Here is a 14427-nt window from a genome sequence, read left to right on the forward strand (position 1 = left end):
ATCCTTTTTGTTGGTTAGATCCTGACGTGGAACTTGGGCCCTGCCCCGCTGCCCTGCGGCCGCCCGCCGGCGAGGACCATGGGCAGTTCGTCCAGCGACAGGGTCGCGGCGACAAGTGGACGCGGATCGACCGCTCCGGCCGCATAGGTCTCGATGGTTCCAGCGAGCCCCGGTGAGGCGCTCAGCACGCCCACCGCGGTGACATCGGCGAGCACCAGGTTCCGGGTGTCGATCAGGCTCGGGGTGCCGGCCAGCCCGATGTAGACCACCCGTTTGCCGGGTTCCACCAGGTCGAGTGCCGTCGCCGGCAGCTGCTGCGCGTTGGATGCCTCGATCACCGCATCCCATCCCAGGTCGGGGAGGGTCTCGCGGGTCCAGACGTGCTCGAAACCGATGGCCCGGGCAAAGTCCTGCGATCGTTCGCTTCGCCCGAGCAGATGCACCTCGGCACCGGCGGCCCTGGCGAACAGTCCGCAGAGCAGACCGATCGTCCCTGCCCCGAGCACCAGACATCGGTCGCCCGGATCGAGCGCTGCCACCTGCACGGCCCGGTACGCGTTACCGCCCGGCTCCACCATCGCGCCCATCGCATCGTCCACGGAGTCGGGCAACCTGTGCAGCGCAGTCTCGGGCACGGCGACCTGCTCGGCGAGAGCTCCGGGTCGTCCGCCACGAATACCAAGTTCGGTGCGGGACTCACAGACGTAGCCTCGACCGGTGCGGCACAGCCTGCACTTGCCGCAGCCGAGCATGGTGTCGCCGGTCACCCGAGCTCCCAGCCAGGCCGCATCGACCCCCTCGCCGACCGCCGACACGACGCCCATCCACTCGTGTCCGATCCGTACCGGAAAGGATGTGTGACCAGTGTCGAAGTAGGGCTGTTCGCCGGTGAAAAGTTCGATATCGGTGCCACAGATACCGGATCGCTTCACGTCCACGACGACTTCACCGGGCACCGCGACCGGCGCCGGAACGTCTTGCACTGCGGCCTCGCGGGCCCCCGTAATGACAAGTGCCCTCATCGTGACTCCTTTATCACGTGCCCGCGCACGACGGACGACCATGGTTTGCGCCGACTGCCGACCAAACACTCAATCAAAAGATAGCGGCTCTATCCCAGCTCACGGGCGATCGCGCGGGCCTCGTCGCGTCCCGAGCGAATGGCACCTTCCAGGTAGCCGTTGAACTTGTGCGCATATTCGGACCCTGCGAAATGAATCGGCCCCTCCGCCTGCGCCAACAGCTGACCGTTCATGCTCCAGATGCCGGGCGCGAAGTGGGGGGTGTTGCTGCCCTGGGTGAACGGGTCCGCATACCAGTCATGATCGAGGTAGCTGTGCTCCTGGCGGGCTACCTGGCCGAAAACGGCAGCCAATGCGTCGATGAAAGCCTGCTCGCGGGCCGCGGGGCCGGCCTGCGACATGGCAACGGCGGTCTTCCCTCCGAACATTCCGGTGAGCACGCCGGGCCCACCCGGTTCGGTCAGATCGAAGGTTGCGCGGATGGTGCCGTCGTCCGCACTCATCTGCCCGCTCAGCCCGGATTCACGCCACCACGGCGTCGGATAGACCACGAATGCCTTGATCGCGGCTCCGGGCGAGGTACGGGCGACGGTCTCGTAACGCCATTCGGGCAAACCGGGCGAATAGTCGAGCTTCATGGCCAGCCACGGGGGCAGCGTCACCAGTGTGGTGCGTGCCTCGATCTGCTCACCGGAGGCGGTGTGCACGATGACGCGGTCGGCCGCCTGGGTGATTCCGGTCACCTGGACACCGAATTGGATCCGATCCCCGACCTGGTCGCCCAGGTGATCGGCCACCTGGTGCATACCGCCCAGCACCCTGCGAAGCTTCAGCCCACCACCGACGGCGAACAGCGATTCGAGATCGATGCCGTTGCGTCCGGCTCGCAGCGCAGCACCCAGCGTGACCCCCGAATCGGCTTCCGCGCCCAGAACACCTTTCATCGCGGTGCTGAAATCCTGCTGCGCCGCCGGAGTGCGGACGTTCGTCTTGATCCAGCGAGACAGTGGCTGGTTCAGCCACGTCTTGTTGGTCGAGGTCCACGTCGGATCGGTAACCATGCGCTCGGACAACCTGCGGAACCGGACGACGCCTTGGCCCAGATCCGCGGTTTCGAACGGCGAAAGGGCTGGTGTCCTGTCCGCCTGCTGGTGGCTGCGCACCACCGATCCGCCGGTGCGCAGCAGATATGAGCCCTCCTGCGGCCCGACGAGGTCCAACCCTGCCTCACGGACGAGTTCGAGCATGGATTCGTTGCCGGGAGTGATCCACTGACCACCGCTGTCGACGGATACGCCATCGACATCGGTCGCCCGGACTCGTCCACCCACGCGATCGCGTGCCTCGACGACCGCGACCCTCTTGCCGCGCGCGATCAGTTCGTCCGCTGCAGCGAGCCCAGCGAGACCGGCTCCAATCACTACGCAATCCAACACAGCCACCAATCTACCGAGCACTCAACCAGCGCCCGACGGTGGGGCCATTGGTCAGGCCACTCCAATGCTCCAGGAAAGAGGATCTGGGTGTTCTCCACAGGCGCATCGCCGACCGGACACCCACCCGTCCGCTATTTAATACAATTCATTTGGACATGCGACCATCGAACAGTGCAGAAGGGCTGCCCTATGACACACACGGATCCCCGGCAGGATTACGATCGGCTGCGCGAGGAGGGCCTCACCAGGCGAGATGATGCGTGGGTGGCCTGCAGGTATGCCGATGTCGCCGCGATCGCGAAGGCAGATGACAGGTTCTCCAGCGCCGTGTCGAGGTTCTTGCAGGTACCGAACGGGCTTGACGGTGCCGAACATGCCCGGATGCGGCAGATCATCGATCCTTTCTTCTCCGCCGAGCGTATGGCTGCGCTCGAGCCGGTGATTTCGGAGGTTGCACGCGAGTTGGTGGGCCGGCTCGACCGTGGCACGGTCTTCAACGCGGTCACCGAGTTCGGCGCCAGGTTCGCGGTGCGTGCCCAGTCGCGTTGGCTGGGCTGGCCACACGAGAGCGAACACGCGTTGCTGGCCTGGATGGCCGAGAACCATGAGGCCACTCGCTCGGGGGAGCTGGCGCGCACCGCGGCGGTCGCGCAGCGCTTCGATGAGATCATCATGGGTATCGTCGAGCCACGCCTGAGCGGTGCGCGGCCCCGAACCGGTGACGTCACCGACGAGTTGATCGATGTGCTCCGCGACGAGCCTGATTTCAAGCCGACTCTGGTGTCCGTGCTGCGCAACTGGACCGGCGGCGATCTGGGGTCGATCGCGCTGTGTGTCGGCGTGATCGTGCACTGGCTCGCCACCCACCCGGAGCACATCGGGGCGTTCCGTGGGCTGCCGGACGAGCAACTGGACCGCGCCATCGACGAGATCTTGCGGATCGATGACCCGTTCGTGTCGAATCGCAGGGTCGCGGCCGTCGATACCGAGGTCGACGCGATGTTGATTCATGCCGGCGAGCGAGTGATCGTGAACTGGACGGGCGCCAATCGGGACCCGGCCGTGTTCGGTGACCCCGATCGCTTCGATCCGCAGCACAACGCCGAGCACAATCTGGTTTACGGCACCGGCGTACATGTGTGCCCTGGGCGTCCGCTGGCGACCTTGGAGTTGCGGGTGGCGATCCGCGCCCTGCTGAATGGCGTATCGCAGATCAGGCTCTCGGATGACATTCCCGCCGAGCGAGCGCAGCCGCCGATCGGTGGGTTCACGGTGGTTCCGGTCATCGTGAGCTGATCCGGCCGGTTCCACGGGAGCCTCTCGTCCACCGGGTGAACACGACGGTTCTAAAGTGGGCACCGATAGACAGCATCCTTGTTGTGTCATCCATCGCTCGTCCGAAGGAGAATGCTCGTGTCTCAGCCGCCGGTCACATTCGTCATCGCGGGTTCAGAGGCCACCGGAGGGGCCGGTGTCCAAGCCGACCTGCGCACCCTGGAAGAGTTCGGCGTCTTCGGCGCAGCCGCGCTCACCTGCATCGTGGCATTCGACCCGAACAACGGCTGGAATCACCGTCTGACCCCCGTCGACCCGCAGGTACTGCGCGATCAAAGCGAAGCCATCCTGGCCGAATGGACGGCACCCGATTCCGTCAAGGTCGGCATGCTGGGAACCGTGCCGACGATCGAGGCCACCCGCGACATCTTGGTAGCGGCCAAGCTGAGGAACATCGTCGTCGACCCGGTCCTCATTTGCAAAGGACAAGAACCCGGCGCGGCATTGGATATCGACACCGCCTTACGCGCCGACATACTGCCACTGGCCGACGTCGTGACCCCCAACTATTTCGAAACCTGCACCCTCGCCGGCGTGGGCTCCATCGACTCAGTGGGCGCCCTGGCCGACGCCGCAAAAAAGATCGGTGACGCCATCGGCTCCGCCGTGCTGGCGAAGGGCGGCATGACCATCCCCGGCGACAACGCCGTGGACGTCTTGTGGGACGGCTCCGAACTGGTGAGCTACGCACGCCCCAAGGTCGCCGGCGCACCGGTATCCGGCGCAGGGGACACCCTGGCCGCGGCCGTTGCTGCGGGCCTCGCCCTGGGACACTCACTGCACGACGCCGTCGATGCCGCGAAAGACTTCGTCACCGCAGGAATCCAGCGCAAGATCTCAGCCCCGACACCCTTCGACGTCGTCTGGCAATCCGCTCACTGACCCCATCGCGCGAACGGCGTTACTCCCCCACCGCCACCGGACGATCAGGGTCGGCGGACCAGCCCGACCAGGATGGCGGATAGAGCGCGGCCTCGATGCCCAGGCCGGCCAACGCCAATATTTCCTGGGCCGCGGAGACACCGGAGCCGCAGTAAACCGCCACTGGGCCCTCGGCAGGAAGATCCAGGAGTTGGGCGAGCCGTTCGGACGAGGGCAGGGTTCCGTCGGTCTCCCAGAACGCGCCCACCGGACGATTCACCGCACCAGGGATATGCCCGGCCGCCGGATCGAGAGGCTCGGACTCACCGCGGTACCGCTCGGGCGCCCGGACGTCGATCACCGTGCCGTCGAAGGCCGACACCTCATCGGCGGTGAGAGTGGGCAGGTGGCCCGAGGTGAGCGGCCCGAATTCGGTCGGCTCGACCGGGGCTGGGTCGCCGGTCTCCAAAGCTGGTTCGGCGCCCGCCTGCCAGGCGGTGATGCCGCCGTCCAGCACACGTACCTCGAGTCCCAGCCAGCGCAGCACCCACCACGCGCGGCCGGCAGCAAACGAGCCCGGCTCGTCGTAGACCACCATCTCCTTGTCCGGTTCGATGCCCAGTTCGCCGAGCCCGGCGGCCACCAGTTCTGGGGACGGCAAGGGATGACGCCCCAGCAGGGGGTCGGTGTGCGGGCCGGTGAGCACCGCCTCCAAGCTCAGGAATCGGGCAGCGGGCAGATGCCCTGCACGGTAGCGTTCTAGTCCGGCACCTGCGGGTTCGCCGAGCCGCCAGCGCACATCCAGCAGTTGCGGCATCTCGGGCGTACCGAACCGGTTTCGCAACTCATCCACCCCGATCAGCACCCGCGACCTCGGGTCGGCAACCTGTCCCATGTTCGAACCCTATCGGAAACGCTGATTTGCCACCCTCCGATTCACTTGCGCCTTGCGACGTCGGATATCGTGGATGATCGTGCTCTCGAAATATTTGGATGTTCTGCGAATCAACGAGGCATGGAAGTTCTCGATCTCGGGCCTGATCATGCGGATGCCGATGGCCATGATCGGTATCGCGACGATCCTCTCGGTGAAGGCCGCGTACGGCAACTACACCCTGGCCGGGGCGGTAGGTGCCGCGAACATTTTGGCCACCTGCGCCTGTGCGCCGTTGCTGGCCCGCCTCGTTGATGAGTACGGGCAGCGTCGCGTCATGTTTCCCTCGCTGCTGGCCTCGGCTGCGGCGACTTTGACGCTGGCCGTCGCCATCGTCTACCACGCGCCGGCGTGGCTGCTTTTCGCGGCATCGATGATTGCCGGCGCCACCTGGGGATCGCCGGGCGCGCTCGTCCGCTCACGGTGGGCGCGGGTCGCCGACCGGGCCGATCAACTCGGTACCGCATACGCGCTGGAGGCGGCCTTCGACGAGTTCGCCTTCATCGTCGGACCGATTCTTGCCACCGTGCTGGGCACCATGCTTCACCCGGTCACAGGACTGCTTGTTGCCGTGGCGTGTTTTCTGGTCGGCAGCACGATTTTCTTCGCCCAGCGGGCCACCGAACCGGTTCCTCGCCCCCGCAGCGCATCCGAAAAGCGCCGGAGCGTGCTAGCCAACCCTGTCGTCCTGGTGCTGATGGCCACCTATATCGGAGCGGGTGCACTGTTCGGCGCGAACGATGTCGCGGTCGTCGAATTCGCCCAGGAGCAAGGTGCGGCGAGCGCATCCGGCATATTGTTGGCCATCTTTTCGTTCGGTTCGTGCGCCGCGGCATTGGCATACGGGTCTCGCAATTGGCGCAGCCCGATATGGAAGCTGTTCGCCGCGGGCGTGCTGGCGCTGGCGGTCGGGGTATCTACCTTCTTGTTCGCACATTCTCTGGTGATGCTGGCGGTGGTGATGCTGATCACCGGCGCGGCCTGCGCCCCCACCATGACCAACGTCAACACGATCGTGACGCGGGTGTTCGCACCGGTGCAGCTCACCGAGGGCCTGACCTGGACGACAACCGCGCTCAATGTCGGAGTGTCGCTCGGGTCCGCCGTCGGTGGGCGCCTGGTGGATGCCGCCGGATCGCACGGCGGATTCATGGTCGAGGTCGGTGCAGCCTGGCTGATGGTGGCATTCATGCTTGTCGGGTTGCCGTTGCTGCGGCGCAAGACCGGCGCGACCGACATCGGCTCGCAGACGATCTATCGGGACGAGGACACATCGCAGTTCACCGCAGTGAGCTAGGCTGATCCGGCTCCGACCGGCCGAGCGCTGGAGCCACCAACGAGAATCGAACTCGTGACCTACGCTTTACGAGAGCGTCGCTCTACCGACTGAGCTATGGTGGCACGCTGGTCCGTGGCCGGACCAACCACGCAAACTATACCGACACCGGCGCCGTTGCGCGAAACCGGATCCGGTCCGCTGTCACGCCGCCGCCACCGACTCGCCCTCGGTCAGCCGCCCTCTGATCAGCACCTGTTCGGTGGGGCGCCCGGGATCGGCGATGGTGGAGAGCAGCACCCGCGCCGTCGCGCTGGCGATCTCGGCGAGCGGCTGGGTGATCGTGGTGAGCCGCGGAACGAAGTAGCGCCCCACGTTCAGGCCGTCGAATCCTGTCACCGAACAGTCGCCCGGCACCCGGATCCCGGCCTCGTGCAACGCGCGCGCCGCACCGACCGCCACCGCATCACAGGAGGCGACCAGGGCGGTGAATTCGTGCTCGCCGTGGGCCAGCCAGGCTTGCATCGAGCGGTAGCCGTTGTCCATGGTGAACAATTCGTGTGGCAACTCCGAGGGGACGATCACGTGCGGATCGGCCTGGTTCCCGGCCCGGGCGAGCGCCGCGCGCACCCCGGCAAACCTCAGCGCCCACACCTGACCTTGTTCCTGCGCAGAACCCGCACCCACGAACGCGACCTTCCGATGCCCGAGTTCTGCCAGACGCGCGCCGAGATCGAAGCCGCCGGAATAGTCGTCCACACACACCGACGAATGAGCCGAGCGCAAGCCCGAGTAGTCCGATGTCGTACAGAACACGATCGGGACGTCGAGCTCGGCGAGTTGTCTGCTGAGCAGGTGCGAGTCGGTGGACTGCGCGTCTCCGTATCGTCCGAGAAAGACCACACCGGCGAACTTGCCATCGCGCACGATGCGCTCCACCGTCGCAAAATGCGCGCTGCGCACCGGCACATGCGACATCGTGATGGCGAATCCTGCCTTGCCGAACGCTTCCTCGAGGATGAGCAGAACATCGATGAGCAGCGGGCTCGGCTCGCCTTGAATGATCACCGAAATCGTCCGATTGGCCGAAATCTTCAGGCTTCGGGCACTTGCGTTCGGCACATACCCGTACTGCTTCGCGGTGGCGAGGATGCGGTCACGTGTCTCGGCGTTGATGCCCTCGCGATCGTTGAGTGCTCTGGACGCGGTCGAAACAGCCACCCCACAGATGCGGGCAAGCTCCTTGATCGTCATATCGCCCACGCATTACACCCCCTCGCGATGAAGCGAGGTCAGCCCTTGACAGCGCCGGCCACCACTCCGCTGATGATGTGGCGCTGCGCGACCAGATAGAAGACGATCACCGGAATCATCGCAAGCACCAGGATGCCCATCATGGCACCCATATCCACCGAGCCATAGCCACCCTTGAGGTATTGGACGGCGATCGGAATCGTCTTGAACTTCTTCATGTCCAGGGTCAGATAGGGCAGCAGGTAGTCGTTCCACAACCACATGACTTCGAGAATGGCGACGGTGACCACCGACGGCCGCATGATCGGCAAGACCACCTGGAAGAAGGTCCGCACCGGCCCACAACCGTCGATCGTCGCGGCTTCCTCGATCTCGTGCGGGATCGACTTCACGAACCCGGTAAAGATGAACACCGCCAGCCCGGCGCCGAATCCGAGGTAAACGATCCACAGACCGAACGGATTGCCCAGATGCAAGAAGTCCGTCAGCCACGACAGGGTGAACATCACCATCTGGAACGGCACCACGAGGTTCAGCAGGAACGCCGAATAAAGCGTCTTCGCGTATTTGTTGTCGGCCCGCACGATCCACCAGGCGGTCATCGAGGTGCATAGCAGGATCAGCGCCGTCGATCCGACGGTGATGATCAGTGACCATCCGAAGGACGAGAAGAACTCCGTCAGCTGCACGCCACGCGCATAGTTCGCCAGCCCGACGAACGTTTCCGAGTTGGGCAGCGAAAACGGCTGGGACGAGATGAACACCTTGTCCTTGAACGAATTGATCACCACGAGAACGATCGGAAACATGTAACCGATGCTGATGATCGTGAAGATGACGGTCCACAGACCCGGACGCTTGACCTTGCTCACGACAGCGTCTCCTTCGAACGAGTCAGTCTGTTCTGCAGCATCGCGAGTGCCGCGACGATCAGCAGGAAGATCACGGCCTTCGCCTGGCCGACGCCCTCGAAACCGGTGCGTCCGTAGAACGTGTTGTAAATGTTCAGCGCGAGCAATTCGGACATCCTTGAGGGTGCTCCGTTGGTCAATGCCAGGTTCTGGTCGAAAAGCTTGAAGCCGTTGGTGATGGTGAGGAAGGTGCACACCGTGATGGAGGGCATTACCAAGGGAATCGTGATATTGAACAGGGTCTGCCGCCGAGAGGCCCCATCGACTTCGGCCGACTCGAAAAGATCGGTCGGAATCGATTGCAACCCGGCGATGTAGATCACCATCATGTAGCCGACCTGCTGCCAGCACATCAAGATGACCATGCCCCAGAACCCGTAGGAGCCGCTGTATGTGATCGACCTCGCCCAGTAGCCGAGGATGCCGTTCAGCAAGAGCATCCAGATGTAGCCGAGGACGATGCCGCCGATCAGATTGGGCATGAAGAACACCGAGCGGAAGATATTCGTCCCGCGGAAGGTCTTGATCAGCAGATAGGCCACCACGAACGCGATGACGTTGATCAACACGGTCGTGACGATCGTGAACGCCGCCGTGTACCACAGGGAATGCAGGAACGTGGCGTCCGAGAACACACCCTTGTAATTGGCCAGGCCGACCCACTTTGACTTGGTCACCGTGGTGAATCGGGTGAATGACAGGTAGACGCCGAGCACGAACGGAACAACAAAACCGATCATGAAGGCGAGCACCGTCGGGCCGGTGAACAGCCAGCCCCAACGGGTTAACGATCGTTTCATCTAAAAGAGTCCTCGCGGAAAAGGTGGGTGGGCGCCCAGCAGCGCCCACCCACGGTGATCGGCCGACTAGCCGTTGGCGTTGGTGAGCTCGTATTCGGTCGCCCAACCATCGACGAATGCGGTCTTGACCGCGTCCCATTCACCGGTGCCCTGCGCGTACTGGAGCAGCGCCTGGCCGACGCCGTTCTTCCACTCTTCGGACGGCATCGTGGTGAAGTTCCAGGTGACCGAGGTCTTTCCGGCTTCCTGATAGGCGGCGTCTGCCAGTACCAGCGGGTTGGACGACTGGTAGTCGGCGAAGGTATCGAACGGGGTCACAAATCCCATGGTGTTGGCGATCGCATCACGCCCGGTATCGGAGGTGATGACCCAGTCGAGGAAGTCCTTGGTGGCCTGCTGGTCCGCTTCAGAGGCCTCATTGTTGATCACCCAGTAGTTCTCGGAACCGGTTGTCAGGCCCTGGTTCTCCTCGCCTGGAGCACCGATGTAGATCGGCAGCATGCCGAGATCCTCGTCGCTCACCGACTGGCCCTTGATGTCGTTGTATGCCCAAGTGCCGTTCTGATAGAAGACCGCCTGGCCGAGCGCGAACTCGGAATTCGCGTCCTCGATCGTCTTGCCCGACAGGGAGGACGGCTCGACGGTCGCGTTGTTGATGTACAGATCGAAGATGTTCTTGTACTGCGGCAGGTAGGTGCCTTTGATGGTGGCCGGCTGGCCGACGATGTTGTCGTCCTTGTACTCGTAGTAGAGCGGAAGGTTGGCCAGGTGGGTCTTGAAGCGCCAATCGGACGATGAGTCGAACCCTGCCGAGGTGAATGCGCCGCTCACGCCCAGCTCGTCCTTGTCGGCCTGAATGCCTTCGGCGACCTTCTTGAGCGCATCGAAGCTGGTCAGCTGGTCGATCGAGGTGATCGCGGCATCGGGCAGCGCGAAGTACTTGTCGAGCAGCGCCTTGTTGTAGATGAGGCCGTAGGTCTCCATCGCATACGGGATCGCGACCGGCGCGCCCTCGTCATTGGTCAATGCGATGCTTTGGTCACTCAGGTGCTCGTAGATCGAGGTATCGGACAGGTCGGACGCATAGTCCTTCCAGGTCTGCAGGCCGACCGGGCCGTTCACCTGGAACAGGGTCGGCGCCTCGGACTTCGCCATCTCGGACTTCAGCGTGGTTTCGTAGGTGCCGGAGGCGGCCGTCTGCACGGTAACGTTCACGCCGGTCTCGGCGGTGTAGTCGGCGGCCAACGCCTCCCAGTCGGATGCCTGCTCCGGCTTGAAGTTCAGGTAGTAGACGCTGCCGTCGGAGCCTTTGTCCGAGTCACCGGATCCGCACGCGGCGAGCGTACCCGTCAGTGATAACGCCACGAGGCCCGCGGCCACGGACGTGAGGATCTTGTGCTTGTTCATCGTCGGGGATACTCCTTCGTGAGGACTGCATGCCGGACTCTCCTTGGTCCGGCCTTTTCGTCCGGAACGGCGGTGCTGCATCGGAACCGATTCCGGTCGGTAGTCCAGAACTTACACTTCGCCGTGCGGCACCGCAACCAGCCGTAACCGGATCGAGATCTAATCGTGTGGTTGCGGCGCGGCTTGCGCGACGATCGGTGCGATGGCGCGCTCGATCAGCGGCGTGGTGGCGAACACGACCATCGGCAATCCGAGCAGCAGAAGCAGTATCAACCCTTGCGGCCACCACGTGCCCACGGCGATCGTCAAGCCACCGAGGGCCAACTCGATCAGCAGCACTGCTAGTGCCGGAAGCGGCCTGCCGAAGGCGACCAGTACAGCGTTGCGTAAGGTATTCGGCACCGTATTCGCAAGCCTCGCCTGGAGCGCCCAGACGAACGGAAAGACCATCAGATATAGAATACTGACTACGGCTTTCAGGATCCCTAGCAGCGATGGACCGCCCACCAGCCAGGACCCGGCGATCAGCGCACCGACAACCGAAACCACACCCCACTCCAGCGTGGATTGGCCGAGATTCGCTCTGAAGGATGCGACGAAGGTGCGGGTGATTCCGGCGTCGATGCCCTCGTTGACACGCCGGGCGGTGTCGTACAGCGCGGTCAGCGCGGCCCCTGCCGTGATGACCGGTACGGAGAAGACGATGGTCAGCACGTTCAGCCAGATGAGGTCACCGATGGCGCCCATCGCACGCCAGAACGGAGCGTCCATGTTGAACAGACGTGAGAACATTCTCACCTCCTCCGACGGACCGCCCGAACCATGCATGTTGTATCAGGCTCGTTGCTTCGGATATCTTCTCACGGGAAACGTTTCCGTACCATGATGGTACTTGGAACGCAGGAGGAGGTCGACATGACGCAGCGGGTGTTCGCGGTAGAGCCCTGGGCGATTTCGGCGCGGACGCTGAATGACGCCGACATGGCGCTGATGGAATCCATGACGTCGACCGGAAACGGCCACATGGGCATGCGTGGAAACTTCGAAGAGGGCTATTCGGGCAGCACGCATCAGGGCACCTATCTCGCCGGCGTCTGGTATCCCGACCGAACCCGCGTGGGTTGGTGGAAAAACGGCTATCCGGAGTACTTCGGAAAATCGGTGAATGCCATGAACATCATCGCCATTCCGATCCGGATCAATGGCGAGCAGGTCGATCTGTATCGCGGGACCCCGGGAAACTTCAATGTCCGCCTCGATCTGCGTAACGGGCTGCTGACGAGGTCATTCGACTATCACGTCGACAACGCTCAGGTGCATGTGGAGTTCGAGCGATTCTTGTCACTGGCAACCCCTGAACTGTGTCTTCAAAAGGTCCGAATCTCCGTGGTCTCCGGGAGCGCTGCGATTGAGTTATCTCCCCAGATCGACGGCGACGTCTACAACGTGGAATCGAACTACAACGAACGCTTCTGGGATGTCGTGTGGCGCTGCGGTGGCAAGCACCCGGCCCTCTCGATGCGGACGAAACCTAATCTGTTCGGTACCCCGCAATTCACGGTGACCGGCGGCATGGCGCTTCATGCCGAGGGGCTGAATCTCAGTGGCGAAATCGACGACCCGCTGCGGGTGGGATGCCGACTCAACAGTAATCTCGGCGCCGGAGAATCGGTTTGCCTGAACAAGACCGTGGCAGTGGTCACCTCACGTGACCTCGCCCCGGATCAGCACGCCGAGGCGGTGGCAAGACTGCTCGGTGATGCTGCCACCCGGGGGTACGAATCGCACAAGGCAACTCATACCGCGCTATGGGAAAAGCGTTGGTCGCGAGCCGCCGTGCTGATCGAAGGCGATGACGAGGCACAACAGGGCATCGCGTTCAGTCTCTTCCAGCTGTTCTCCACCTACTACGGGGAGGATGAGCGGCTCAACATCGGGCCGAAGGGGTTCACCGGAGAAAAGTACGGAGGCGCGACCTACTGGGACACCGAGATCTATCTCCTGCCGTTGTATCTGGCCGTCGCCGATCCGTTGGTCTCGAGGTCGCTGCTGACCTATCGGCACAATCAGCTCCCGCAGGCCCGCACCAACGCTGGGCGCCAGGGGCTGCCTGGGGCCTTGTACCCGATGGTCACCTTCGATGGGCTGGAATGTCACAACGAATGGGAGATCACCTTCGAAGAAATTCACCGCAATGGTGCGATCGCCTATGCCATCGCCAACTACACGCGCTACACCGGTGACCGTTCCTACCTCGACGGCCCCGGCATCGAGGTGCTGACCCAGATCAGCCGATTCTGGGCGGGCCGGGTGCATTATTCGAAGCGTGCCCGGGCATTCATGATTCACGGGGTGACCGGCCCGAACGAGTACGAGAACAATGTCAACAACAACTGGTACACGAACTATCTGGCAGCCTGGGTGCTCGGCTATACCTGCGATGTGCTGGACGAACTACCCGACCGCGCGTCCGAACTCGGCATCAGCGACACCGAGCGCGAACACTGGCGCACGATTTCTGCCACCATGTACCTGCCGGCAGATCCCGAACTCGGTGTTCAAGTGCAGCACGACACGTTCCTCGACAAGGATCTGCGTACCGTCGACACGCTTGACCCGGCTGAGCGACCACTCAACAAGCACTGGTCATGGGACAAGATTCTGCGGTCGTGTTTCATCAAGCAGGCCGATGTGCTGCAAGGGATCTACCTGTTCGAGGATGGGTTTAGCCCGGACGAGATCAAGCGCAATTTCGACTTCTATGAGCCGATGACGGTGCACGAGTCATCGCTGTCGGCATCGATCCATTCGGTCATCGCCTCAGCCATCGGCGAGCGAGGCAAGGCCGTCGAACTCTACCGACGCACCGCCCGGCTCGACCTCGACAATTACAACGACGACACCGACGACGGTTTGCACATCACGTCGATGAGCGGCGGTTGGCTGGCCATCGTCCAGGGATTCGCGGGCATGAGGGTTCGGGACGACAGACTGGGTTTTCGTCCGTTCTGCCCCGACGGCTGGACCCGCTATTCCTTCACCATCGGATTCAGGGATCGCCTCATTGCAGTGCAGGTTTCGGGCGAGGATGTGCAACTGAAGCTGCTGTCGGGAGACCCGCTCGACGTGGATCTGTTCGGCCGCACCCACCGGCTGGACGACCAGATCGTTGTCCCGCTCGCCGGCTGAGC

Annotated in this window: 12 protein-coding genes and 1 tRNA gene; 4 read left to right on the forward strand and 9 right to left on the reverse strand. The window is 63.3% G+C overall.

The window, feature by feature from the left end:
• Positions 1–14: 14 nt before the first annotated feature.
• Positions 15–1022 carry a zinc-dependent alcohol dehydrogenase gene (locus tag QQ658_RS11215; RefSeq protein WP_286024931.1) on the reverse strand — a complete coding sequence of 336 codons (1008 nt, stop codon included), beginning with the start codon at positions 1020–1022 and terminating at the stop codon, positions 15–17.
• An 89-nt stretch (positions 1023–1111) separates the two neighbouring features.
• Entirely contained in the window at positions 1112–2443 is a 1332-nt protein-coding gene (locus tag QQ658_RS11220; RefSeq protein WP_286024932.1) for a flavin monoamine oxidase family protein, read from the reverse strand.
• 204 nt (positions 2444–2647) lie between these two features.
• On the opposite strand from QQ658_RS11220, the gene QQ658_RS11225 reads away from it, so the two are divergent.
• Both QQ658_RS11225 and QQ658_RS11230 read left to right on the forward strand, forming a co-directional pair.
• Complete coding sequence (locus QQ658_RS11225; protein ID WP_286024933.1) at positions 2648–3754, forward strand: cytochrome P450; 1107 nt, start codon at positions 2648–2650, stop codon at positions 3752–3754.
• A gap of 111 nt (positions 3755–3865) precedes the next feature.
• Complete coding sequence (locus QQ658_RS11230) at positions 3866–4675, forward strand: bifunctional hydroxymethylpyrimidine kinase/phosphomethylpyrimidine kinase (protein WP_286024934.1); 810 nt, start codon at positions 3866–3868, stop codon at positions 4673–4675.
• A 19-nt stretch (positions 4676–4694) separates the two neighbouring features.
• Here the strand turns inward: QQ658_RS11230 and QQ658_RS11235 are convergent, their stop codons facing one another.
• Positions 4695–5549 (reverse strand): sulfurtransferase, encoded by an 855-nt coding sequence (locus QQ658_RS11235; RefSeq protein ID WP_286024935.1) that lies wholly within the window; start codon positions 5547–5549, stop codon positions 4695–4697.
• Positions 5550–5622: 73 nt separating this feature from the next.
• Between QQ658_RS11235 and QQ658_RS11240 the strand changes: the two genes are divergently transcribed.
• Positions 5623–6885, forward strand: a complete 1263-nt coding sequence (locus tag QQ658_RS11240) for an MFS transporter (RefSeq protein ID WP_286024936.1) — start codon at positions 5623–5625, stop codon at positions 6883–6885.
• A gap of 28 nt (positions 6886–6913) precedes the next feature.
• On the opposite strand, the gene QQ658_RS11245 is transcribed toward QQ658_RS11240, so the two are convergent.
• The 6 genes from QQ658_RS11245 to QQ658_RS11270 all read right to left on the reverse strand — a co-directional run bounded on the left by QQ658_RS11245 (position 6914) and on the right by QQ658_RS11270 (position 12028).
• Positions 6914–6989: transfer RNA gene (locus QQ658_RS11245), tRNA-Thr, on the reverse strand.
• A 79-nt stretch (positions 6990–7068) separates the two neighbouring features.
• A complete protein-coding gene (locus QQ658_RS11250) occupies positions 7069–8118 on the reverse strand; it encodes a LacI family DNA-binding transcriptional regulator (RefSeq protein WP_286027103.1) in 1050 nt (349 codons plus the stop codon).
• A gap of 38 nt (positions 8119–8156) precedes the next feature.
• Positions 8157–8990, reverse strand: a complete 834-nt coding sequence (locus QQ658_RS11255) for a carbohydrate ABC transporter permease (protein WP_286024937.1) — start codon at positions 8988–8990, stop codon at positions 8157–8159.
• Positions 8987–9829 (reverse strand): carbohydrate ABC transporter permease, encoded by an 843-nt coding sequence (locus tag QQ658_RS11260; RefSeq protein WP_286024938.1) that lies wholly within the window; start codon positions 9827–9829, stop codon positions 8987–8989. Before QQ658_RS11260 ends, QQ658_RS11255 begins: the two co-directional genes overlap by 4 nt.
• Before the next feature lie 66 nt (positions 9830–9895).
• A complete protein-coding gene (locus QQ658_RS11265) occupies positions 9896–11236 on the reverse strand; it encodes an ABC transporter substrate-binding protein (RefSeq protein ID WP_286024939.1) in 1341 nt (446 codons plus the stop codon).
• A 159-nt stretch (positions 11237–11395) separates the two neighbouring features.
• Complete coding sequence (locus tag QQ658_RS11270; RefSeq protein WP_286024940.1) at positions 11396–12028, reverse strand: YesL family protein; 633 nt, start codon at positions 12026–12028, stop codon at positions 11396–11398.
• 123 nt (positions 12029–12151) lie between these two features.
• On the opposite strand from QQ658_RS11270, the gene QQ658_RS11275 reads away from it, so the two are divergent.
• Positions 12152–14425, forward strand: coding sequence for a family 65 glycosyl hydrolase domain-containing protein (locus QQ658_RS11275; protein ID WP_286024941.1), 2274 nt, complete (start codon positions 12152–12154; stop codon positions 14423–14425).
• The last annotated feature ends 2 nt before the right edge of the window (positions 14426–14427 follow it).

It is taken from the genome of Propionimicrobium sp. PCR01-08-3, assembly GCF_030286045.1.
GTDB lineage: Bacteria > Actinomycetota > Actinomycetes > Propionibacteriales > Propionibacteriaceae > Brooklawnia.

What these genes read in the sequence shown, in the direction of transcription:
- QQ658_RS11215 (WP_286024931.1), bottom strand. Translation starts at nt 1,022, where the DNA reads ATGAGGGCACTTGTCATTACGGGGGCCCGCGAGGCCGCAGTGCAAGAC.
- QQ658_RS11225 (WP_286024933.1), top strand. Translation starts at nt 2,648, where the DNA reads ATGACACACACGGATCCCCGGCAGGATTACGATCGGCTGCGCGAGGAG.
- QQ658_RS11230 (WP_286024934.1), top strand. Translation starts at nt 3,866, where the DNA reads ATGCTCGTGTCTCAGCCGCCGGTCACATTCGTCATCGCGGGTTCAGAG.
- QQ658_RS11235 (WP_286024935.1), bottom strand. Translation starts at nt 5,549, where the DNA reads ATGGGACAGGTTGCCGACCCGAGGTCGCGGGTGCTGATCGGGGTGGAT.
- QQ658_RS11240 (WP_286024936.1), top strand. Translation starts at nt 5,623, where the DNA reads ATGATCGTGCTCTCGAAATATTTGGATGTTCTGCGAATCAACGAGGCA.
- QQ658_RS11250 (WP_286027103.1), bottom strand. Translation starts at nt 8,118, where the DNA reads ATGACGATCAAGGAGCTTGCCCGCATCTGTGGGGTGGCTGTTTCGACC.
- QQ658_RS11260 (WP_286024938.1), bottom strand. Translation starts at nt 9,829, where the DNA reads ATGAAACGATCGTTAACCCGTTGGGGCTGGCTGTTCACCGGCCCGACG.
- QQ658_RS11265 (WP_286024939.1), bottom strand. Translation starts at nt 11,236, where the DNA reads ATGAACAAGCACAAGATCCTCACGTCCGTGGCCGCGGGCCTCGTGGCG.
- QQ658_RS11270 (WP_286024940.1), bottom strand. Translation starts at nt 12,028, where the DNA reads ATGTTCTCACGTCTGTTCAACATGGACGCTCCGTTCTGGCGTGCGATG.
- QQ658_RS11275 (WP_286024941.1), top strand. Translation starts at nt 12,152, where the DNA reads ATGACGCAGCGGGTGTTCGCGGTAGAGCCCTGGGCGATTTCGGCGCGG.